General features: G+C 73.2%; 18 protein-coding genes. 8 read left to right on the forward strand and 10 right to left on the reverse strand.

Features of this window, described 5'->3' with window-relative positions; genetic code table 11:
• Positions 1-23: 23 nt before the first annotated feature.
• Positions 24-482 (reverse strand): hypothetical protein, encoded by a 459-nt coding sequence (locus IFT90_RS10070; RefSeq protein ID WP_371812218.1) that lies wholly within the window; start codon positions 480-482, stop codon positions 24-26.
• A 182-nt stretch (positions 483-664) separates the two neighbouring features.
• Between IFT90_RS10070 and IFT90_RS10075 the strand changes: the two genes are divergently transcribed.
• A complete protein-coding gene (locus tag IFT90_RS10075) occupies positions 665-913 on the forward strand; it encodes a WhiB family transcriptional regulator (protein WP_055796236.1) in 249 nt (82 codons plus the stop codon).
• Between the two features lie 100 nt (positions 914-1,013).
• Here the strand turns inward: IFT90_RS10075 and IFT90_RS10080 are convergent, their stop codons facing one another.
• On the reverse strand, positions 1,014-2,507 hold the full coding sequence (locus tag IFT90_RS10080; RefSeq protein ID WP_123546497.1) for a sensor histidine kinase: 1,494 nt from the start codon (positions 2,505-2,507) through the stop codon (positions 1,014-1,016).
• A 154-nt stretch (positions 2,508-2,661) separates the two neighbouring features.
• On the opposite strand from IFT90_RS10080, the gene IFT90_RS10085 reads away from it, so the two are divergent.
• Positions 2,662-3,165: an Rv3235 family protein gene (locus tag IFT90_RS10085; protein WP_192042037.1), complete on the forward strand. Its 504-nt coding sequence runs from the start codon at positions 2,662-2,664 to the stop codon at positions 3,163-3,165.
• A 110-nt stretch (positions 3,166-3,275) separates the two neighbouring features.
• On the opposite strand, the gene secA is transcribed toward IFT90_RS10085, so the two are convergent.
• The 6 genes from secA to mtrA form a co-directional block, all read right to left on the reverse strand.
• A complete protein-coding gene (secA, locus tag IFT90_RS10090; RefSeq protein WP_192042038.1) occupies positions 3,276-6,110 on the reverse strand; it encodes a preprotein translocase subunit SecA in 2,835 nt (944 codons plus the stop codon).
• A gap of 170 nt (positions 6,111-6,280) precedes the next feature.
• Positions 6,281-6,982 carry a ribosome hibernation-promoting factor, HPF/YfiA family gene (gene hpf, locus IFT90_RS10095; RefSeq protein ID WP_123546500.1) on the reverse strand — a complete coding sequence of 234 codons (702 nt, stop codon included), beginning with the start codon at positions 6,980-6,982 and terminating at the stop codon, positions 6,281-6,283.
• Positions 6,983-7,134: 152 nt separating this feature from the next.
• Positions 7,135-7,803 carry a phosphoribosyltransferase family protein gene (locus IFT90_RS17545; protein WP_192042039.1) on the reverse strand — a complete coding sequence of 223 codons (669 nt, stop codon included), beginning with the start codon at positions 7,801-7,803 and terminating at the stop codon, positions 7,135-7,137.
• Between the two features lie 109 nt (positions 7,804-7,912).
• Entirely contained in the window at positions 7,913-9,595 is a 1,683-nt protein-coding gene (locus IFT90_RS10105) for an LpqB family beta-propeller domain-containing protein (RefSeq protein ID WP_192042040.1), read from the reverse strand.
• Positions 9,582-11,354, reverse strand: a complete 1,773-nt coding sequence (gene mtrB, locus IFT90_RS10110; protein ID WP_192042041.1) for an MtrAB system histidine kinase MtrB — start codon at positions 11,352-11,354, stop codon at positions 9,582-9,584. Before mtrB ends, IFT90_RS10105 begins: the two co-directional genes overlap by 14 nt.
• Positions 11,355-11,363: 9 nt before the next feature.
• The gene (gene mtrA, locus IFT90_RS10115) at positions 11,364-12,044 is read right to left on the reverse strand and encodes an MtrAB system response regulator MtrA (RefSeq protein WP_123546504.1); all 681 of its coding nucleotides are present in this window, start codon (positions 12,042-12,044) and stop codon (positions 11,364-11,366) included.
• Positions 12,045-12,216: 172 nt separating this feature from the next.
• Between mtrA and IFT90_RS10120 the strand changes: the two genes are divergently transcribed.
• The 5 genes from IFT90_RS10120 to IFT90_RS10140 all read left to right on the forward strand — a co-directional run bounded on the left by IFT90_RS10120 (position 12,217) and on the right by IFT90_RS10140 (position 17,737).
• Entirely contained in the window at positions 12,217-13,545 is a 1,329-nt protein-coding gene (locus IFT90_RS10120) for a hypothetical protein (RefSeq protein WP_192042042.1), read from the forward strand.
• On the forward strand, positions 13,542-14,186 hold the full coding sequence (locus IFT90_RS10125) for a DUF4129 domain-containing protein (RefSeq protein WP_192042043.1): 645 nt from the start codon (positions 13,542-13,544) through the stop codon (positions 14,184-14,186). The genes IFT90_RS10120 and IFT90_RS10125 overlap by 4 nt, the downstream gene beginning before the upstream one ends.
• Positions 14,183-15,370 carry a DUF4350 domain-containing protein gene (locus tag IFT90_RS10130; RefSeq protein WP_192042044.1) on the forward strand — a complete coding sequence of 396 codons (1,188 nt, stop codon included), beginning with the start codon at positions 14,183-14,185 and terminating at the stop codon, positions 15,368-15,370. Before IFT90_RS10125 ends, IFT90_RS10130 begins: the two co-directional genes overlap by 4 nt.
• Positions 15,371-15,488: 118 nt before the next feature.
• Positions 15,489-16,442: a MoxR family ATPase gene (locus tag IFT90_RS10135; RefSeq protein ID WP_123546508.1), complete on the forward strand. Its 954-nt coding sequence runs from the start codon at positions 15,489-15,491 to the stop codon at positions 16,440-16,442.
• A 2-nt stretch (positions 16,443-16,444) separates the two neighbouring features.
• Positions 16,445-17,737, forward strand: a complete 1,293-nt coding sequence (locus IFT90_RS10140) for a DUF58 domain-containing protein (protein ID WP_192042045.1) — start codon at positions 16,445-16,447, stop codon at positions 17,735-17,737.
• 247 nt (positions 17,738-17,984) lie between these two features.
• Here the strand turns inward: IFT90_RS10140 and IFT90_RS10145 are convergent, their stop codons facing one another.
• Positions 17,985-18,980: a stage II sporulation protein M gene (locus IFT90_RS10145; protein ID WP_192042046.1), complete on the reverse strand. Its 996-nt coding sequence runs from the start codon at positions 18,978-18,980 to the stop codon at positions 17,985-17,987.
• Between the two features lie 18 nt (positions 18,981-18,998).
• Between IFT90_RS10145 and IFT90_RS10150 the strand changes: the two genes are divergently transcribed.
• Entirely contained in the window at positions 18,999-19,934 is a 936-nt protein-coding gene (locus tag IFT90_RS10150; protein ID WP_192042047.1) for an RDD family protein, read from the forward strand.
• A gap of 113 nt (positions 19,935-20,047) precedes the next feature.
• On the opposite strand, the gene ahcY is transcribed toward IFT90_RS10150, so the two are convergent.
• Entirely contained in the window at positions 20,048-21,523 is a 1,476-nt protein-coding gene (ahcY, locus tag IFT90_RS10155) for an adenosylhomocysteinase (protein WP_123546512.1), read from the reverse strand.
• Positions 21,524-21,550 lie beyond the last annotated feature (27 nt).

Here is a 21,550-nt window from a genome sequence, read left to right on the forward strand (position 1 = left end):
CCCGCTCCGCCCTGCCGCGCCGTTCAGTAGGTGCGAGGCGGGGCGTCGTCGCGTGCAGAGGTCACGGCGACGACGCTGGGGACGAGCAGCAGCACCACGACGAGCACGGCGGGCACGATGAGCCAGAGCCCCACGGAGGGGTTGGCGAAGGTGCCCTGCAGGCTGCCGACGCCGACGGCGATCTGCAGCACCTGCCACACGATCGCGGCTCCCCTGATCCAGCCTCGGCCCCGGAGCGCGCCGACGACGATGGCGCCGAGCCAGACCGTGGCGAGGAGGGTGAGCAGCAGGATCGCCGCGGCGGCCGCGTAGGAGTCCGGCTGCACCGTGAGGATCTCGATCAGCAGGTACGCCGTCGCCACGGCGAGCAGCGCGGCCTCGGCCGCGAGCAGCAGGACGAGCAGCCAGAAGAGGGCGGGTCGCGACGGTGTCGCAGAACGACCTGTCCTCTCGGGAGGGGTGTCTCCGGACTGCTCGGTCACGCTCGATCCCTCCTGAGAATCCTTGATCTGGCGGTTCCAGTATGCGACCATATTCGAGGTCGAAGTGACGCGTACGTCGTGGTGCGCGCCTCCCAATGAATCGAAGTCTCTCGGCTTTCTTCCCCCCACCGGAACCCGGCGCTTCGACGTGCCCGGTCCAGCACCCAAAGGAGTACCCATCGATGGATTGGCGTGACAAAGCCGCCTGCCTGACCGCTGACCCGGAGCTGTTCTTCCCGGTCGGGAACACGGGCCCCGCTGTGGACCAGATCGACAAGGCCAAGACCGTCTGCGGTCGCTGCACGGTCACCGAGACCTGCCTGCAGTACGCCCTGGAGACCAGTCAGGACTCCGGCGTCTGGGGCGGGCTCAGCGAGGACGAGCGCCGAGCGCTGAAGCGCCGCGCCGCCCGCGCCCGTCGCGCCAGCTAGACGACGGCAGGACGACCACGAGGCCGGCTCCCCCACGGGGGGCCGGCCTCGTCGCGTCCAGCCCGCAGAGCCGTGACGCCTGGCGCGTCAGGCCCGGCCGTCAGGACCGGGTCAGCCACCGGAACGGGATCTCGATGGTGACCTCGGTGCCGTTCCCGACGAGCGTGTGCCAGTCGATGGTTCCGCCGAGCTCGCCCTGGATGAGCGTCCTGACGATCTGCGTGCCCAGACCGGAGCCGACCTTGCCCTCGGGCAGGCCGACGCCGTCGTCGCGCACCTTCACCGTCAGCTGCTCGTCGTCCCGTTCGGCCGAGATCTCGACGACTCCGTCGCGGCCGTCGAGGCCGTGCTCGACGGCGTTGGTCACGAGCTCGGTGAGCGCCAGCGCCAACGGGGTCGCGTACTCGCTCGGGAGGGCGCCGAAGCTGCCGGTCCTGGTGGGGCGCACGGTGGTGGCGTGGCTCGACGCCACCTCGGTGATCAACATGAGGACCCGGTCGAAGACCGTGTCGAAGTCGACGTTCTGGCTGAGCCCCTCGGACAGCGTGTCGTGGACGACGGCGATCGACGCCACGCGGCGCATGGCCTGGGTCAGGGCCTCGCGGGCCACGTCCGTGTGCGTCCGTCGGGCCTGGATCCGCAGCAGCGACGCGACGGTCTGCAGGTTGTTCTTGACGCGGTGGTGGATCTCGCGGATCGTCGCGTCCTTCGTGATGAGCTCGCGCTCCTGGTGACGGAGCTCGGTGACGTCGCGGCAGAGCACGACGGCGCCCACGCGCTCGCCCTTGTCGCGCAGCGGGATGGCTCGCAACGAGACCGTCACGCCTCGCGCCTCGATGTCCGTGCGCCACGGCGCCCGCCCCGTGACGACGAGCGGGAGCGACTCGTCGATGACGAGCTTGCCCTGCAGCAGCCCGGTCGTCACCTCGGCGAGCGACTCGCCCTCGAGCTCGCCGGCGAAGCCCATCCGGTTGAACGCCGACAGGCCGTTCGGGCTCGCGAAGGTGACCATGCCGTCGACGTCGAGGCGCAGCAGGCCGTCGGAGGCGCGGGGCGCGCCTCGGCGAGGGCCGGTCGGTGCGCCGAGATCGGGGAAGTCCCCCGCGGCGATCATCGCGAACAGGTCGTTGCTGCACTGGTTGAACGTGAGCTCCTGACGGCTCGGCGTGCGCGCCTCGCTCAGGTTCGTGTGTCGCGTGATCACCGCGATGGGCGCCTCCGTCACGTCGGGCCGGCTCGCGCCGAGCCTGCGGAGGACGGGCACGGCCCGGACGCGGGTGGGTGTCTCCTCGTACCAGTCGGGCGCCGCCGAGTCGACGATGCGCGTCGTCTCGAAGGCCTGCTGGATCTGGGAGCGCCACTCGGGGCGCACCTCCTGGCCGACGAAGTCGCGGTAGAAGAGCGTGGCCGAGCTCGAGGGCCGCGCGTGGGCGACGGCCACGTAGCTGTCGGTGTCCGTGGGGACCCACAGCACCATGTCGGCGAAGGCGAGGTCGGCGAGGAGCTGCCAGTCGCCGACCAGGAGGTGCAGCCACTCGACGTCGGCCTCGCTGGAGCGGCCCTGGGCGAGAACGAGATCACTGAGCGTCGACACCCGTCCAGTCTAAGTCGACCTCCGTCGACCGTCGGCCGTGGGCCGCGCACCCGTCGCGCACCCACGACTTGTCCACAGCGACGGCAGGTCGGGACAGACCCGTCTGCACATGTCATATGTTGAACGCCACACCACCGACGAAAGTCCGAGCCCCATGACTCTCCCTCTCGCCCTCCTGTCGTCCGAGCCCGACGAGCCACGTGGGCTGGACGAGCCCGAACGACGGACGGACGGGCCTCACCGTCCTGCCGAGCTGTTCCTCGTCGAGCCGCTCCCCCCGGAGCCGCTCCCCCCTGAGCAGACAGCTCCGCGTGAGCCGGAGCTCGACCCGGGCCTCGCCGCCGAGGGCCTCGCGCGGTCGGTGCTCGAGGTGCTCGCCGGCGCTCGTGACCTCCAGCAGCTGACCCGGTGGGTCACGGCCGAGGTCCACGCCGTGCTGCGCGCTCGGGTCCAGCTGTCGACCCGGGCGCGCTCCGTGCTCGCCGACCGACCCGTCCGGCCCGTCCTCCGGATCGGCACGGTGAAGGTCGCCCGTCCCGTGCCGGGCGTCGCCGAGACGGTCGTGGTCGTGCACGGTCGGGGTCGCGCGCGGGCCGTCGCGATCCGGCTCGAGATCGTCGGCGGGCGCTGGCAGGCGAGCGCGCTGCACATCCTCTGACGAGCAGAGCCTCCGACCGGCACCACGACACCCCGCCGACGGCGACGGGGCCGCCCACCGGAGGTGAGCGGCCCCGTCAGGGTCGTGCGGGCAGCGTCCTCCCGGCGGCGTCAGCCGTTCTTCTTGCCGGCTGCGCGACGCTCCGCGCGGTTGACCGGCGAGCCAGCCGCCCCGCCGCCCTGCGTCTGGCCGAAGGCCCCGCGGGCAGCCGACTTGGACGTGGTGGTCGCCTGCGCAGCCGCGACCTCGGGATCGTCGCCGCGCTCGGCGTCGTCCTGGGCTTTCTGCGCCTTGGCCGTCGCGGCCTGCTCGAGGCGCCCGCGCTGGTCGCGGACCTCGACCTCGCCCGCGATGTTCGGGGCGGAGTACTCGAGCTTCGGCTGCTGCTTCTCGCCGTCGAGGCCCTTGGCGGCGATGACGGGGGTCTCCGCGGCGCCGACCTGGGACTGGACCTCGACCTCGAGGTTGAACAGGAACCCGACCGACTCCTCGCGGATCTGGCCCATCATGCTCTGGAAGAGCGCGTAGCCCTCGCGCTGGTACTCGACCAGCGGGTCGCGCTGGGCCATGGCCCGCAGGCCGATGCCGTCCTTGAGGTAGTCCATCTCGTACAGGTGGTCGCGCCAGCGCCGGTCGATGACCGACAGCACGACGCGGCGCTCGAGCTCGCGCATCGCGGGCTCGCCCAGGGTCTCCTCGCGGGCACCGTAGGCGACCTTGGCGTCGGAGAGGATCTCCTGGCCGAGGAAGTCGCGCGTCGCCTTGCCCTTGGATCCTGCCTCGGTGATGACCTCGTCGATGGTGATCGAGATGGGCCACAGGGTCCGCAGCTCGGTCCAGAGGGCGTCGAGGTCCCAGTCGTCGGGGCTGCCCTCCCCCGTGTGCTGGTCGATGACCTCGTTGACGACGTCCTCGAGGAACCGCTGCGAGCGGTCCTGCAGGTCGTCGCCCTCCAGGATGTGTCGACGGTCGCCGTAGATGGCCTCGCGCTGACGGTTCAGGACGTCGTCGTACTTGAGGACGTTCTTGCGGATCTCGGCGTTGCGCGACTCGACCTGCGACTGGGCCGAGCGGATGGCACGACCGACGATCTTGTTCTCGATCGCGAGGTCGTCCGGCACGTTGCCGCGGCCCATCAGCGACTCGGCGGCGCCCGAGTTGAACAGGCGCATCAGGTCGTCCGTGAGGGACAGGTAGAACCGGCTCTCGCCCGGGTCGCCCTGTCGGCCGCTGCGTCCGCGCAGCTGGTTGTCGATGCGACGCGACTCGTGGCGCTCCGTGCCGAGCACGTAGAGACCACCGGCCTCGATCACCTTCTCGGCCTCGGTGGCGACCTCGGCCTTCTTGGCCGCGAAGACGTCGTCCCAGGCGGCCTCGTACTCGTCCGGCGTGTCGGAAGGGCTGAGGCCCTTCGTGTTCATCTCCGCGACGGCGAGGAACTCGGCGTTGCCGCCCAGCATGATGTCGGTGCCTCGACCGGCCATGTTCGTCGCGACCGTGACCGAGCCGAAGCGACCGGCCTGGGCGACGATCGCCGCCTCCCTGGCGTGGTTCTTGGCGTTCAGCACCTCGTGCTTGACGCCGCGCTTCGCGAGGAGGCGGGACAGGTACTCGCTCTTCTCGACGCTCGTGGTGCCGACCAGCACGGGCTGGCCCTTCTCGTGGCGCTCGACGATGTCCTCGGCGACCTGCTCGAACTTGGCGGTCTCGTTCTTGTAGACGAGGTCGGTCTGGTCGATGCGCTGCATCGACTTGTTCGTGGGGATGGGGACGACGCCGAGCTTGTAGGTGCTCATGAACTCGGCGGCCTCGGTCTCGGCCGTTCCCGTCATGCCCGACAGCTTCTTGTAGAGGCGGAAGTAGTTCTGCAGGGTGACGGTCGCGAGCGTCTGGTTCTCCGCCTTGACCTCCACCCCTTCCTTGGCCTCGATGGCCTGGTGGATGCCCTCGTTGTAGCGGCGGCCGCTGAGGATGCGGCCGGTGTGCTCGTCGACGATGAGCACCTCGCCGTTGATCACGACGTAGTCCTTGTCGCGCTTGAAGAGGGCGCTCGCCTTGATGGAGTTGTTGAGGAACGAGATGAGGGGGGTGTTGGCCGACTCGTAGAGGTTGTCGATGCCGAGGTAGTCCTCGACCTTCTCGATGCCGGGCTCGAGCACGCCGACGGTGCGCTTCTTCTCGTCGACCTCGTAGTCGGTGCCGGCGACGAGGCGCTTCGAGATCGTCGCGAACTCGGCGAACCAGCGGTTGGCCTCGCCCGAGGCGGGACCCGAGATGATGAGGGGCGTCCTCGCCTCGTCGATGAGGATCGAGTCGACCTCGTCGACCACGGCGAAGAAGTGGCCGCGCTGGACCATGTCCTGTGACTGCCACGCCATGTTGTCGCGCAGGTAGTCGAAGCCGAACTCGTTGTTCGTGCCGTAGGTGATGTCGGCCGCGTACTGCTCGCGGCGCTCGGCCGGCGTCTGTCCGGCGAGGATGCAGCCGGTCGTCATGCCGAGGGCACGGAAGACACGGCCCATCAGCTCGGACTGGTAGCTCGCGAGGAAGTCGTTGACGGTGATGACGTGGACGCCGCGCGAGGCGATCGCGTTGAGGTAGGCGGCGGTCGTGGCGACCAGCGTCTTGCCCTCACCGGTCTTCATCTCGGCGATGTTGCCGAGGTGGAGCGCCGCGCCGCCCATCAGCTGGACGTCGAAGTGGCGCATGCCGAGGGTCCGCTTCGCGGCCTCCCGGACGGCGGCGAAGGCCTCGGGCAGGAGGTCGTCGAGCGACTCGCCGCCCGCGTAGCGCTCGCGCAGCTCGACGGTCTCGTTCTTGAGCTCGTCGTCCGTGAGCGTCGTGAAGTCGTCCTCGAGCTCGTTGACGGCCGAGGCGTACGCCTTGAGCCTGCGGAGTGTGCGCCCTTCACCGACGCGGAGGACCTTCTCTAGGACGTTGGCCAACGGATGCTCCCTGGTTCTGGACGTGTCCGTCCCCTCGCGGGACGGTCACGGAATGGTGACAAGACTAGCGGCCACCGCCCTGGGAGGAGGAGGGAGGACCGGCGTGGTCCTCCCGTCCTCCCCCGAGGCGTGGCCGCCTGGGTCGACGCCGCGGTGGGGCGTCGGCCGCGTCAGCCGGCGAAGCCCGCCTTCAGGGCCGTCGCCGCCTCCTGCAGCTCAGGAGCGCTCTGGTCGAGGCCGATGACGCCGTAGTCCCACCCCTTGCGGCGGTAGACGACGCTCGGGCGATCGGTCTCGGAGTCGATGAAGAGGTAGAAGTCGTGGCCCACGAGCTCCATGTAGTACAGGGCGTCGTCGACGGTCATCGGCGTCGACGCGAAGACCTTCTTGCGGATGACGACGGGCGTGTAGACCTCGTCCTCCTCCTCGGCCACCTCGCCCTGCACGGTTGGGACGCTGCCCGTGCGGACCGCGTCGAGGGTCTCGGCGGCGGCCGGGACCACCCCGAGGGTGCTGAAGTCGGCGCTCGAGGCCTCCTGCAGCGACGTGGGCCTGTGCTGGCCCCGGTGCACCTTCTTGCGGTCCTTCGCCCGGCGTATCCGCTCGAGCAGCCGCGCGACCGCGAGGTCGAAGGCGACGTACTTGTCGCCTCCCGTCGACTCGGCCCGCACGAGGGGGCCCGGGCCGATGAGGGTGAGCTCGACGCGGTCGTCGCCGGCCTGGCCGCTCGCCTTCTCGTTGTGGCGCGAGACCTTGATCTCGAGCGCCAGCGCCTTGGTGGCGAGCTGCGCCACCTTGTCGGCCTTGTCAGTGGCGTAGTCGCGGAAACGATCGGTGATGCCGACGTTTCGACCCGTGACGGAAATTTCCATGACGACCTCCTATGGCTATCGACGTGCCGCCTGTCAGCCAGGCGGATGTCCTTTCACGCCTTTGCCCCACCGTAGCCAGGTCGACGCCTCCCTGTCACCTCCCGTCCACCCGCGCGTCGCCCTGCGGCGGCCGTGAGCCCGGCCTGGAGGCGTCACGACGCGGCGGGCGCGGCGAGCGGCGTCGACGCCAGGCAGACCGCGGCGACCACCTCGGCGCCCGCGTCCTCGAGGGCCCTCCGCGCCTCCTGCACGGTGCTCCCCGTCGTGAGGACGTCGTCGAGGACGACCACCCGGCGCCCCGTCAGGTCGACCCGGCAGCGCAGGCTGCCCCGACGGGCCCGGGCACGCTGTTCGCGGTCGAGGCGCTTCTGGGACGACGAACGGCCGGGCCGGACGACGAGGACGCCCGAGGACGCGGAGACCCCCGCGGCCCGCGCGAGGGTCGTCACCGGGTCCCATCCCCGGCGCCGTCGCCCCGACGGGGACGGCGGCACGGCGACCAGCGCCGTCGGCGGGGCCCCCGGGGGCAGGGTGACGTCCACCGCGGCGCGCAGGGCCGGGCCGAGCTCGGCCGCGAGCCTCAGCCGGCCGCGTTGCTTGTACGCCAGGACGGCTTCGCGGACCTCGAACTCGTACCGGAGCGCCGTGACGACGCGGAGGCCGGCGTGCACCGCCTCGACGGGCAGGGGACGCAGGAGGCGTCGGCAGCTGCCGCAGACCTCGAGGTCGGGGGCGCCGCAGCCGGCGCAGCTGACGGGCGACACGGCGGCCAGGGCGCCCCGGAGGGCCGCAGCGAGGGCAGGACGGAGGACGAGCGGCACCTGTCCAGCCTGGCGGCGTCGCCAGGCCGTCCCGTGCCGGACGGGCCACGGTCGTGGACGGCGTCACGCCGACCCCGCCCGGGGAGGGACGACGCCCCCGGCCGACCGCTCAGCGCTGGGTCGCGAGCAGGTCCGCCACGACGCCCGTGTCCTGCCAGCTGCTCCCCCGGGGCTCGAGCACCGAGCCCTCCGCCGTCAGCACGCGCAGGCTGGACGACCCGTTCCCGCCGACGATGGTCGTAGCGCTCCCCGAGGGCTGCCCCGACCCCGCCGACGCCCCGCCCACCTCGGCGAGCGAGACGAGCGAGCCCTCTCCCGTGTCGGTCAGGGAGGCGACCGTCAGCTGGTCGGCCCACGTCGCGTCGACGGGGCGGCCCGTCGGCGCCGCCAGCTCGACCGGGGGGCCGAGCGCCGTCGGCACGCCGCGGGAGTCACGCAGCAGGGCGACGACGAGGAGGCGGGACTCGCCCTGGTCGTCGAGCAGCACGAGGGCCCTGGCGCCGTCCCGCGACACCCGGAACGCCACGACGGCCGACCCGGCGGGCAGCGTGGACGTGACGGCGTGGGGCACCCCGTCCGCGCCGGTGGCCGTGACGGCCCGGGCGTCGTCGACCGGCACCGACCAGACCCAGCCGGCGTCGTCGAGGGTCGGCGGGGCGAGCCCTGCGCGTCCGTCGACGAGCAGGCTCGAGCCGTCCGCCCCCACGCGCAGGGCGCCGCGGTCCGTCCCGACGACGACGACGGACAGGTCCGCCGACGCCTCGGCCGAGGTCGGCGCCAGGGCGCCGACGACGGGGCCGAGCCCGGGCAGGGGGCTGACCGACGACCGGGAGGCGAACCCGAGCACCCCGTCGGCGACCACCAGGGGCCGGGCGTCGACCGTAGGGTCGCGCAGGGGCGCCGACCCGCCCAGGTCGGGCACGTCGAGGACGGTCGACTCGACGCTGAGGTCGACCGCCGTGATGGTCGAGAGCGTCGAGAAGCTCGCCAGCAGCTGGGCCTGCATGCGCGCGCGGGCGGTGTCCGAGGCCGAGAGGGCGTCGCTCGTGAGGTCGACCTTGGCGGTGCCGTCGTCGACGGTGATCGCGGTGAGCGAGAGCTGAGTGCCCTCGGGGAACGCGGAGACCACCGCGCCCTGCAGCCAGGTCGACGGCCCGTCGAGGAGCGCTGAGGCGATGCGCGTGCTCGTCGACGACCGGGCGAGGAACCACCGCTGGTCGGGCACGAGGTACCGGAACGAGGGGTCGTAGAAGTAGACCGCGTGCGCCCGGAAGATCGACTGGAACGTGGCGGGGTTCAGCACCGTGCCGTCCGGGGCGTCGCTGATCCGCCACTGGCCGTCCTCCTGCACGAACGAGTAGCCGAGGCTGGTGGGCACGGAGGTGGTGGCGGGGACGTAGTGGCCGCCGCCGTCGAGGGTGGCCGTCGCCGTGAACGCGTACTCGAGCTCGTCCTCCCCGACGCGCGTCGTGGCGCCGCCGCCCGGCCGGACGGTGACGCTCGCGCGCGCGTCCCAGGCGTCGGCGAAGCCGGCCGAGAGGTACTCGCGCGCGACCGCGTAGTTGTCCTGCGGGCCCGTGCCCGCCGAGATGAAGTCCCGGAGGATGCGCTCCTGCGAGCTGTCGGCCACCGGGCCCTTCGGCGTGTACACGACGTCGCTCGGCACGTCGGCGGTGATGGGGTCGCCCTCCTGCACCGGGCCGCTGTCGGGGATGGAGGCGCAGCCCGCGAGCACCGTCGCCACGAGGACGACGCCGGCCGCGAGGGCGCGCAGGCGGTCACGGCCTCGCACGGCGCACCTCCTCGTGGCCGTCCGGGGCCGGTCGGGTCGCCGTCGCCTCGGGGAGCGCGCCCGCCCAGGGCTCCGAGTCGTGGCCGGCCAGGTCGTCCGCGTCGCGCGGCACCACGGCCAGGGGCGAGGAGGTGGTGGCCGCGCCCGCCACGCGCGGCAGCGTCACGACGAACCGGCTGCCCTCGCCCAGCCTCGACCACACCTCGAGGCGCCCGCCGTGCAGGACGGCGTCCTCCAGGCTGATGGCGAGCCCGAGGCCGGTGCCGCCGATCGTCCGGCGACGAGACGGGTCGGCCCGCCAGAACCGGTCGAACACCCGCTCGACGTCGCCCTGGCGCATCCCGACCCCGTGGTCGCGCACGGCGACGGCGACGGACTCGGCGTCGCTGTCGACCTCGACCTCGATCGGCCGGCCCTCGCCGTGCTCGATCGCGTTGCCGAGCAGGTTGCGCAGGATGCGGCGCAGCCGTCGCGGATCGACCTCGGCCTCGAGGTACCCGCCCCGCGCGTCGATGCTGACCACGCTGCCGGCCTCGGCGGCGAGCGGCTCGAACTCGGCCACGCCGTCCTCGACGAGCGTGGCGACGGTGGTGCTCTCGACGTCGAGCTCGACCGCGCCCGCGTCGAAGCGCGAGATCTCGAGCAGGTCGGCCAACAGCAGCTCGAAGCGGTCGACCTGCGCGTGCAGCAGCTCGGCCGTGCGCGCCGTGGACGGGGTGAACGAGCCGCGCTGGTCGTAGAGCACGTCGCCGGCGAGGCGGATCGTCGTGAGCGGGGTGCGCAGCTCGTGCGACACGTCGCTGACGAACCGCTGCTGCACCCGCGACAGCTCGGCCAGCTGCGAGATCTGCCGCTGCATCCCGTCGGCCATCCCGTTGAACGAGCGCCCCAGGGTGGCGACGACGTCCTGGCCCTTCTCGGGGATGCGCTGGTCGAGGTCGCCTGCCGCGATGGCCTGGCTCGTCTCGGCCGCGACGCGGACGGGGCGGACGACCGTCCGGGCGACGACGTACGTGATGACGCCGATGAGGACGACGAGCGCGAGCGAGCCGAGCGCGAGGGTGCGCTGCATCAGCGCCAGCGTCGTCGCGGCGTCGCTGAGGTCGTAGACGAGGTAGAGCTCGTACTGGCCGGCCGTCGGGACCTGGAGGGTGCTGCCGACGACGATGCCGGGCACGGATCCTCCGTCGGCCCGGGGCAGGGCCACGGGCTGCATCGAGAGTGCGCCGGTGTCGGAGGCCACGCGCTCACGGAGCTCCGGCGTCAGCTCGGCCCCGGGGAAGTCGGGGCTCGCGATGTCCTGCACGGTCTGCGCGGTCGACTGCCCCGGCGTCCTCAGGATCGCGATGCTCGTGCCGCCCGGGCTCGACGTCGAGCCGAGGATGGTGCTCTGGGCCTCGTTCTGCAGGGAGTCGAGCTCGACCTGGTCAGCGTCCTCCGTGGCCGTCGCCGAGTCGAAGATCGACTGGGCGAGGATCGTCGCACGCTGGGACTCGGACTGGACCTGGTCCCGGCGCTGGTCGTACAGGTTCGCGCTGATGCTGACCGAGATGGACGTGGCGATGATCGACGCGCCGACCCCGGCGAGCACGACGGTGAGGGCGACCGTGCGGAACTCGAGCGACCGGCGCCACGCCGTGACCAGGTGGGGGCCGACGTCCCGCCAGGCGCCCCGGCGTCGCCACCAGGCACCGGGGCCGAGCGCACCGACGACGGCGCCGCGCCAGCCCGCGCCCGTGCCCGCGCCCTGCCCGGCCACGACGGGCTGCTAGGCCCCGCCGCCGGCGCGGTAGCCGACGCCGCGGACGGTCGTGACGATGCGCGGCGCGTCCGGGTCGTGCTCGACCTTCGCCCGCAGCCGCTGCACGTGGACGTTGACCAGTCGCGTGTCGGCCTTGTAGTGGTAGCCCCAGACCTGCTCCAGGAGCATCTCGCGGGTGAAGACCTGCTGCGGCTTGGACGCGAGGGCCAGCAACAGCTCGAACTCGAGGGGAGTCAGGGCGATGACGGCGTCGCCGCGACGCACCTCGTGCGCCGCCACGTCCAGTCGCAGGTCGCCGACCGTGAGCACGTCGTTGGTGGGCTCGGTCGGGGGACGCAGGCGCGTCCTGATCCGCGCCACGAGTTCCTTCGGGTTGAAGGGCTTGACGACGTAGTCGTCGGCCCCGCTCTCGAGCCCGCGGACCACGTCGACCGTGTCGCCCTTGGCCGTCAGCATGATGATCGGCACGCCGCTCTCGGCGCGGATCGCCCGGCACACCTCGAGGCCGTCCTTGCCCGGCAGCATCAGGTCGAGCAGCACCAGGTCGGGCGAGGCGTCGCGGAACGCCGCGAGCGCCCCGTCGCCGTCGGCGCAGAAGTGCGGCTCGAACTCGTCGGCCCGGAGCACGATGCCGATCATCTCGGCGAGCGCGGGGTCGTCGTCCACCACCAGGATGCGTGGGGTCATGGTCTCCGTCTTCGGCTGGGCCGCTCGGGTCGCGGCACGTCGACCCAGATTAGTGCAGGAGGCGCGGATCGGCGGCGAAGGAGGCGCAGGTCGGCTGGCACGCCCGCCGCGGCTGTGGAAACATGGGCCCACGAGCGAGGACGACCTCGAGCGCGGACCACCGGGGGAAGCCATGACCGATCCGAACGACTGGGCGGCCCCCGGGGCGCAGGACGCACCGCGCTGGGGCGAGCGGGTCGCGTCCGCGCCTCCCGCTCCTCCGTCGGCTCCGGCCGCCGGCCCGGGACAGCAGTCGCCCGCCTACGGACAGCAGCCGCCCGCCTCCGGACAGCAGCCGCCCGCGTACGGACAGCAGGCCGCGCCGCAGCCGCAGGGTGGTCCCGGTGCCTGGACACCGCCTCCTCGCCCGGGTCTGCTGCCGCTCCGTCCGTTCACGTTCGGCGAGATCCTCTCCGCGTCGTTCCAGGTGTTCCGGCGCAACCCGCGCACCACCTTCGGCACCGCCCTGCTCGCGCAGGTCGTGCTGCTGGTCGTGACCGTGGGCGCCGCCGGGGGCAGCGCCTTCTTCGCGTTCTCCCGCGTCGAGTCGGCCCTGCCCGAGGACCGCGACGCGGTGGCGGCGGGGGCCGTCGCCACGGTCGTGCTCGCGACGCTCGTCCCCGTGCTGCTCACGGTGGTCGTCAGCGCCCTGCTGCAGGGGCTCTTCGTGCTCGAGACCTCTCGTCAGCTGCTCGGCGAGCGCCTCCGGCTGGGCGGCCTCTGGACCCTGGCCCGCGGGCGGATCGGCGCGCTGACGGGCTGGTCGGCCCTGCTCACGCTCGCCTACCTCGTCGCCGCCGGCCTCGTGGTCGGCGTCGTGGCGATCGGCGTCGTCGTCGGCACGGGTCCGAGCATCGGCGTCGGCATCGGGGTGGGCGTGCTCCTCGGCCTCGGCCTGCTGGTGCTCGGCGTCTGGCTCACCATCAAGCTGAGCCTCGTGCCGAGCGCCCTCATGCTCGAGCGCATGCCCCTGCGTGCGGCCGTCGCCCGGTCGTGGTCGCTCGTCCGCAGCTCGTTCTGGCGCACCTTCGGCGTCGTCGCGCTCGTCTTCGTGATGATCCAGATCGCGACGCAGGTCGTCACGGCGCCGTTCTCGCTGCTGTTCGGCGTGTTCGGCAGCCTCATCTCGCCCACCGGCGACGTGGACGGCAGCGCGATCGCGGTCGCGGCCGTCGCGTACGTCCTCACCATCGCCGTCAGCGCCGTCGTGACGGCCATCGGCTCCGTCGTCCAGGCCGCCTCCGTCGGCCTCGTCTACGTCGACCGCCGGATGCGGACCGAGGGGCTCGACCTCGAACTGGTGCGCCACGTCGAGGCCCGCGGCCGCGGCCAGGTCGACCTGCCCGACCCGTGGCGCTCCCCTGCGCAGCAGCAGCCCGGGCAGCAGTTCCCCGGGCACCACCCGCAGCAGCAGGGCCAGCAGCACGGCCCCGACGGCCAGGGCGGGGCACCTCTGCAGTGACGCCGACGACGACCGTGCTGGCCGCCGCCCCTCTCGACCCCGACCCCGACGAGGCGCGCCGGCTGCTGCTGCGCGAGCTCACGGGTCGCGACTACGTCGCGGCCCAGCCCACCTGGCTCGACCGTGCCGCCGACGCCTTCTGGAACTGGCTGAACGGCATCCGCTTCGGCGGGGTCGAGGGCGCGCCCGCCGTGGCCCTCGTGGTGCTCCTCGTCGTCGTGGTCGTCGTCCTCGTGGTGGTGCTCGCGGTCTACGGGGTCCCCCGGCTGAACCGGCGCTCGACGCGTGGACCCGAGCTCTTCGGCGAGGGCGACGACCGGGACGCCGACCGCCTCCGCCGGGCCGCGGCCGAGGCGGCGGCCGCAGGCGACCTCGTGCTCGCCGTCACCGAGTCGTTCCGTGCGCTGGCGCGCGGCCTCGTCGAGCGCGACGTCCTCTCGACGACGCCCGGCACGACCGCCCGCGCGGTCGGCGCCCGGGCGGGGCAGGTGTTCCCCGGCCTCGCCGACCGCCTGGCCTCGGCCGCCGACAGCTTCGACGGCGTGCGCTACCTCGACCGGCCCGGCTCCGAGGCCGCCTGGCGCGAGATCAGCGCGCTCGACCTCGAGCTCGAGCGACTCGCCCCCGTGGCCGCCTCGTGACGGCGACGACGCCGACGGTGCGTGCCTCCGCGCGTCGGGCGCGGCCCTGGGTCGTGCTGGCCGTCCTCGCGCTGATCGGCGCCGTCGCGGCGGTGCTCCTCAGCGGCTCGGGCGCGACGGGCGGCCGGGCGCTCGGACCCGAGAACCCCGCGCCGGCCGGGGCGAAGGCGCTCGTCGAGGTCCTCCGCGACGAGGGCGTGTCCGTCCGCGTCGTGTCGTCGCTCGACCAGGCACGAGGGGCCGCCGCGCGTCCGGACACCACCGTGGTCGTCGACGACGCGGGCTCGTACCTCGTCGCCGACCAGTGGAGCGAGCTCGGCGACGCCGCGAGCTCGCTCGTCCTCCTCGCCCCGGGTGCCACGGCGCTGGACGCGGTCGCCCCCGGCGTCTCCGCGGTCGCCGAGGTCGCCGACGGGGTCCGTGACCTGGGCTGCGACGTGCCCGAGCTGTCGCAGGTCGAGCGGGTCCACGCCGCCGGCCTCGCGTACTCCGCCGCGGGCGTCGACCCCGGTGCGGGCATCGACGTGACGACCTGCGTCCGCGATCCCGACACGGACGGCTCCGGGCTCGTCGTGCTCGACGACGGCGACCGCCGGGTCACGGTCGTCGGCACGACGACCGCCCTCACGAACGGCACGATCGCCACGGCGGGCGCGGACGACGCCGCGTACGCCCTCGCCCTGCTCGGGCAGTCCGACCAGCTCGTCTGGTACCTCCCCGGCGTCGACGACGTGCCCGAGGGGGCCGGCACCCTCGCGACGCTCACGCCGAGCTGGGTCACGCCCGTGCTGCTCCTGCTCACCGCGACCGCGATCGCCGCGATGGTCTGGCGGGGTCGACGGCTCGGGCCCCTCGTGGTCGAGCGCATGCCCGTCGTCGTCCGCGCGTCCGAGACGACGGAGGGGCGGGCGAGGCTGTACGAGCGCTCCGGCCAGCGACGGCACGCCCTCGACCAGCTGCGCATCGGGTCGCTCGGCCGCCTCGCCCGCCTGACGGGCCTCTCGTCCACGTCGTCGGTGGACGAGGTCATCGACCGGGTCGCCGGCCTGGTCGGGGCCGATCCCCGTGGGCTCCGGCACGTGCTCGTCGACGCCGACCCTGCCGACGACGCCGAGCTCGTGCGCCTCAGCGACAGCCTGCTCGACCTCGAGCGGGCGACGACACGGGCGGGGGCGCCCTCGTGACCGGCGCCGCGCCTCCTCGTCCGCCGGCCGGCCCCTGGCCGGACTGCCCCGGGCCGACCTCGCTCCTGACCGCCTCCACCGCCCCTCGCCCTGCGACCACCACCGGGAGAACCGCCGCATGACCACCGAACTCCAGCAGACCTTCGCCCGCGTGCGCACCGAGGTCGGCAAGGCCGTCGTCGCCCAGGACGGCGCCGTGACCGGGCTGATCGTCACCCTGCTCGCCCAGGGCCACGCCCTGCTCGAGGGCGTCCCCGGCGTCGCCAAGACGCTGCTCGTCCGCGCCCTCAGCCACGCCACCTCGCTCGAGACGAACCGCGTGCAGTTCACCCCCGACCTGATGCCCGGCGACATCACCGGCTCGCTCGTCTACGACGCGAAGGCCGGCGAGTTCGAGTTCCGCCCCGGTCCCGTCTTCACCAACATCCTGCTGGCCGACGAGATCAACCGGACTCCCCCCAAGACGCAGTCGGCGCTGCTCGAGGCCATGGAGGAGCGGCAGGTGTCGGTCGACGGCGTCTCGCGTCCGCTCCCCCAGCCGTTCCTCGTCGCCGCGACGATGAACCCGGTCGAGTACGAGGGCACCTACACGCTGCCCGAGGCGCAGCTCGACCGGTTCCTCATGAAGCTGACCCTCGACCTGCCGCCCCGCGATGCCGAGGTCGAGGTGCTCACGCGCCACGCCGCCGGCTTCTCGCCGCGCGACCTGCGCGCCGCGGGCGTGACGCCCGTGCTCGGGCCGGCCGAGCTCGCGCAGGCGCAGGCCGAGGTCGGCCTGGTCGGCGCCTCGCCCGACGTGCTCGCGTACGTCGTCGACCTGGCCCGTGCCACCCGCGAGAGCGCGTCCGTCAAGATCGGCGTCAGCCCCCGCGGCTCCACCGCCCTGCTGTCGGCGAGCAAGGCCTGGGCCTGGCTGACCGGCTTCGACCGCATCACGCCCGACCACGTCCAGGCGATGGCCCTGCCCGTGCTGCGCCACCGCCTGCAGCTGCGACCGGAGGCCGAGCTCGAGGGCGTCGACGCCGACGCCGTGCTGCGCTCGGTGCTGCAGCAGGTGCGGGTCCCGATCTGATCATGGCCGTCACCGGATGGTTCGTCGCGCTCGTCGCGCTCGGCGTCGTGCCGATCGTGGCGACGGGGAGCGCCTGGGCGCTCGTGGGCTGGCTCGTGCTCGTGCTCGCCCTCGGGGCGCTGGACGTCGCGCTGGCCGCCTCGCCGCGCCTCCTGCGGATCCGTCGTGAGCTGCCCGGCCCCGTCCGCCTCGGCGAGACGACCTCGGCCGAGCTCGTCGTGGTCAACGAGGGCCGCCGCACGCTGCGCGGCGTCGTCCGGGACGCCTGGCAGCCCTCGGCCGGCGCCTCCGTCACGCGTCGTGCCCTCGTCGTCCGGCCCGGCCGTGCCTGGCGCGCCACCACCACGCTCACCCCGTTCCGCCGGGGCGAACGCCGAGCCGAGGAGGTGACCGTCCGGTCGATCGGACCGCTCCGCCTCGCGGGTCGCCAGGCCGGGCACGCCGTCCCCGGCGTCGTCCGCGTGCTCCCCCGCTTCTCGTCCCGCCGCCACCTGCCCTCCCGTCTCGCCCGCCTCCGCGAGCTCGACGGGCGCACCAGCGTCATGATCCGCGGCCAGGGCACCGAGTTCGACAGCCTGCGCGAGTACGTCCGCGGCGACGACGTCCGCTCGATCGACTGGCGGGCGACGGCGCGCCGCAGCGACCTGGTCGTCCGCACGTGGCGCCCCGAGCGCGACCGACGCGTCGTGATCGTCGTCGACAGCGGCCGCACCTCGGCTGCGCGCATCGACGACGAGCCGCGGCTCGACACCGCGTTCGAGTCCGCCCTGCTGCTCGGCGCGCTCGCGTCCCGCGCCGGCGACCACGTCGACCTCGTCGTCGTCGACCGCCGCGTTCGGGGACGCGTGCAGGGCGCGACCGGAGCCGCCCTGCTGTCGACCATGGTCGAGACGATGGCCCCGATCGAGCCCGAGCTCGTCGAGACCGACTGGTCGACCGTGCCTGCCCTCGTGCGCTCCGTGACCACCCAGCGCTCGCTCGTCGTGCTCGTCACGCCCGTCGACTCCCCCGGCTCGGCCCGCAGCCTGCTCGCCGCCGTGCCGCAGCTGAGCCGACGGCACCTGGTCGTCGTGGCGTCGGTCACCGACCCCGACCTCGCCGTGGCCGCAGTGACCCGGACGAACCGCGACGAGGTCTACCGCGCCGCGTCCGCCGAGCGGGCCCGGCTCGACATCGCGCGCGTCGCCGCCGCACTCGGCCAGGTGGGGGCCGACGTCGTGTCGGGCTCGCCCGCCGACCTGCCGCCGGCGCTCGCCGACCGGTACCTCGCCTACAAGGCCGCCGGCCGCCTCTGACCTCGGCCGGGGGCCTCAGCCGGCACAGCGGCCTCCGCTCGCCGTCAGCCGGCACAGCGGCCCCCGCTCGCCCTCAGCCGGCACAGCGGCCCCCGCTCGCCCTCAGCCGGCACAGCGGCCCCCGCTCGCCCTCAGCCGGCACAGCGGCCTCCGCTCGCCGTCAGCCGGCACAGCGGCCTCCGCTCGCCGTCAGCCGGCACAGCGGCCTCTGCTCGCCGTCAGCCGGCACAGCGGCCTCTGCTCGCCGTCAGCCGGCGACGAGCTCCGTCGCCCCGGCCTCGAACTCGTCGAGGTCGCCGGTCTGGCCGGCGCGGTGCGCGCGCCCGCCGAGCACCCACTGGTACGCGAGGAACCCGGCCAGCGCGACCGTGCCGATGCCGATCTTGATCGGCCACGGCCAGTCCTGGCGCGTGACGAACCCCTCGATCACGCCCGACACGAGCAGGGCCAGCATGAGCCCCACGGCGACGGTGACGAGCGCGCGGCCGTCCTGGGCGAGCGCCTGCCCCCGGGTGCGGGCGCCGGGGGCGACCCACGACCAGAAGATCATCAGCCCCGCACCGCCGGCGACGAAGATGCTGTAGAGCTCGAGCTGGCCGTGCGGGAGGATGTACAGGAAGAAGTACTCGAGGCGCCCCTGCTCGGCCATCAGGCCCGCCGAGATGCCCACGTTCATGGCGTTGCTCAGCACGACGTAGGGCACCCAGACCCCGGTGATGCCGAACGCCACGCACTGGGCGGCGATGAACGCGTTGTTGGTCCAGACCTGGCCCGTGAACGACGAGGGCGCGCTCTCCGAGTAGTAGTCCACGAAGTCCTCGGTCGCGAACTGGCGACGGAACTCCTCCGAGCCGAACGACGCGAGCACCGCGGGAGACCCGGCCGCCCAGACCGCGAACGACGTCGCCACGACGACCGTGACGAGCAGCACCGCGATCGACAGCCAGCGCACCCGCCAGAGGGCGGCAGGCAGCTGGGCCACGAAGAAGGTCGGCACCTGCGAGGCGAGGTTCCGCCCCGCCCCGGTGAACCGGAGCCGCGCGCGCGACAGGGTCAGCGACAGCCTGTCGGCGACGACGGACGGGCCCGCTGCCGTCTGCAGCGCCGACAGCTCGGCGGCTCCCGACTGGTACAGCCGGATCAGCTCGTCGGCCTCCGGGCCGGTGAGGCGCCGACGGCGCGCCAGGGCCTCGAGTTCGGTCCACTCGTGACCGTGGGCGGCGGCGTAGGCGTCGAGATCCATTCTGCTTAGATACTAGGCATGTCCGACCCGACGACGCACCAGCCGCCGACGCCCCGGCCGAGGCCGCGACGCACGCGCGCGGGGCGTGCCCCGCGGTCGGCGCCGACCCTGCGTGCCGACCAGGTCGACTTCTTCGACGGTGCCGACGACCAGCTCGTCACGGGCGAGGCGGTCGGTCTCGACCGCCGCCCCACCGGCTTCGTCCTCCGCGTCGCCGGTGCGCTGATCGACTACCTCACGTACGTCGCCGTGCTCGTGGGCCTCGTGCTGCTGGTCGTCTCGCTCAACGACCGCGGCGCCGTGGACGACGCGACGGCGCAGGCCCTCATGGTCGCGTCGATCGTCGTCTGCCTGATCGGCCTGCCGACCGTGGTCGAGACGGCGTCGCACGGACGGTCGCTCGGCAAGCTGGCGACCGGCGCGCGGATCGTCCGGACCGACGGAGGCGCCATCGGCCTCCGGCACGCCCTCACCAGGTCGCTGGTCGGGATGCTCGAGATCGTGATGACGACGGGGGGACTGGCCGTGGTGGTCGCCCTCCTCAACCGGTCGTCGCGCCGCCTCGGCGACCTGATGGCCGGCACCTACAGCCGCAACGAGCGGGCGCCCCGCATGGGGCGGGTCGTGGTCCAGGTGCCGCCGCACCTCGTCGGCTGGGCCGGCGTGGCCGACGTGGCGCGCCTCCCCGATCCCCTGGCCCGTCGTGTGTCGTCGTTCCTGCAGCAGGCCCCGGCCCTCCGTCCCGACAGCCGTCGACGCATCGCCGAGTCCCTTGCCGACGAGCTCTCGCTGTTCGTCTCGCCCCTGCCCGCGACGGACCCGGAGTCGCTGCTGGCGGCCGTGTCCGCCCTCCGTCGAGAGCGGGAGGGCGTCGCCCTGGGGCGCGAGGCAGCCCTGCTCGACCGGCTCGAGCCGGCCCTCACGGGGACGGTGCGGGGTTTCCCGCGGCGTTGAACAGCCCACGTCGCCCGCGGCCCTGACCCGGCTCCGATCCGCCGCTCCGGCCCGCACGCGAGAACGCCCCCGCCCCGTCTCGACGACGGCTCGGGGGCGTTCGTGCACCTGCCTCAGTAGCGGTAGTGGTCGACCTTGTAGGGCCCGTCGACGCTGACGCCGATGTACTTCGCCTGCGCGTCGGTGAGGGTGGTCAGCTCGACGCCGAGCGCGTCGAGGTGCAGCCGTGCCACCTTCTCGTCGAGGTGCTTGGGCAGCACGTAGACCTCGGTCTCGTAGTTCTCGCGGTGAGCCCAGAGCTCGATCTGCGCGAGGACCTGGTTCGTGAAGGAGTTGCTCATCACGAACGAGGGGTGGCCGGTGGCGTTGCCGAGGTTCATCAGACGGCCCTCGCTGAGCACGAGCACGCTGCGCCCCGTGGGGAGGCGCCACTCGTGCACCTGGGGCTTGATCTCGACGCGCTCGGCGCCGGCGAGCGACTCGAGCCCGGCCATGTCGATCTCGTTGTCGAAGTGGCCGACGTTCGCCACGATCGCGAGGTGCTTGAGCGCGAGGAGGTGGTCGACGGTCACGACGTCGAGGTTGCCCGTGCCCGTGACGAGGATGTCGACGGTCTCGACGACGGACTCCAGACGGGCGACCTGGTAGCCGTCCATCGCGGCCTGGAGGGCGTTGATCGGGTCCACCTCGCTGACGATGACGCGGGCACCCTGGCCGCGCAGCGCCTCCGCGGCGCCCTTGCCCACGTCGCCGTAGCCGGCGACGAAGGCGACCTTGCCGCCGATGAGCACGTCGGTCGCCCGCATCAGCCCGTCGGGCAGCGAGTGGCGGATGCCGTACTTGTTGTCGAACTTCGACTTCGTGACGGAGTCGTTCACGTTGATGGCGGGGAAGAGCAGCTCGCCGGCACGCGCGAGCTCGTACAGGCGGTGCACGCCCGTCGTGGTCTCTTCCGTGACGCCCTGCAGCTCGGCGCCGATGGTCGTCCAGCGGTCGGTCGACTCGGCCAGCGAGCCGCGCAGCACCTCGAGGATCACCCGCCACTCGTGGCTGTCGCCGGGGGCGTCGTCGGGCACGGCACCGGCGAGCTCGTACTCGCGGCCCTTGTGCACGAGCATCGTGGCGTCGCCGCCGTCGTCGAGGATCATGTTCGGGCCGGCGAACGAGGCGCCTGCCTCGGCGGCCTCGGCCGACCAGTCGAAGATCTGGGAGGTGCACCACCAGTACTCGTCGAGCGTCTCGCCCTTCCAGGCGAAGACGGGCACGCCCGCCGGCTGCTCGGGGGTGCCGGTCGGGCCGACGACGATCGCGGCCGCCGCCTCGTCCTGAGTGGAGAAGATGTTGCAGCTGGCCCAGCGGACCTGCGCGCCGAGGGCGGTGAGGGTCTCGATCAGCACGGCGGTCTGCACGGTCATGTGCAGCGAGCCGGCGATGCGGGCACCGGCGAGCGGCTGCGTCGGTCCGAACTCTTCGCGGAGGGCCATGAGGCCGGGCATCTCGTTCTCGGCGAGCCGGAGCTGGTGTCGACCGGCCTCGGCGAGGGACAGGTCGGCGACCTTGTAGGGCAGCGTGGTCGTGTCAGTGGGCATGGGACCATTCTCGCCCACCCTGCCCCG

Origin of the sequence: Frigoribacterium sp. CFBP 8766, assembly GCF_014841435.1 — a bacterium.
Lineage (GTDB): Bacteria > Actinomycetota > Actinomycetes > Actinomycetales > Microbacteriaceae > Frigoribacterium.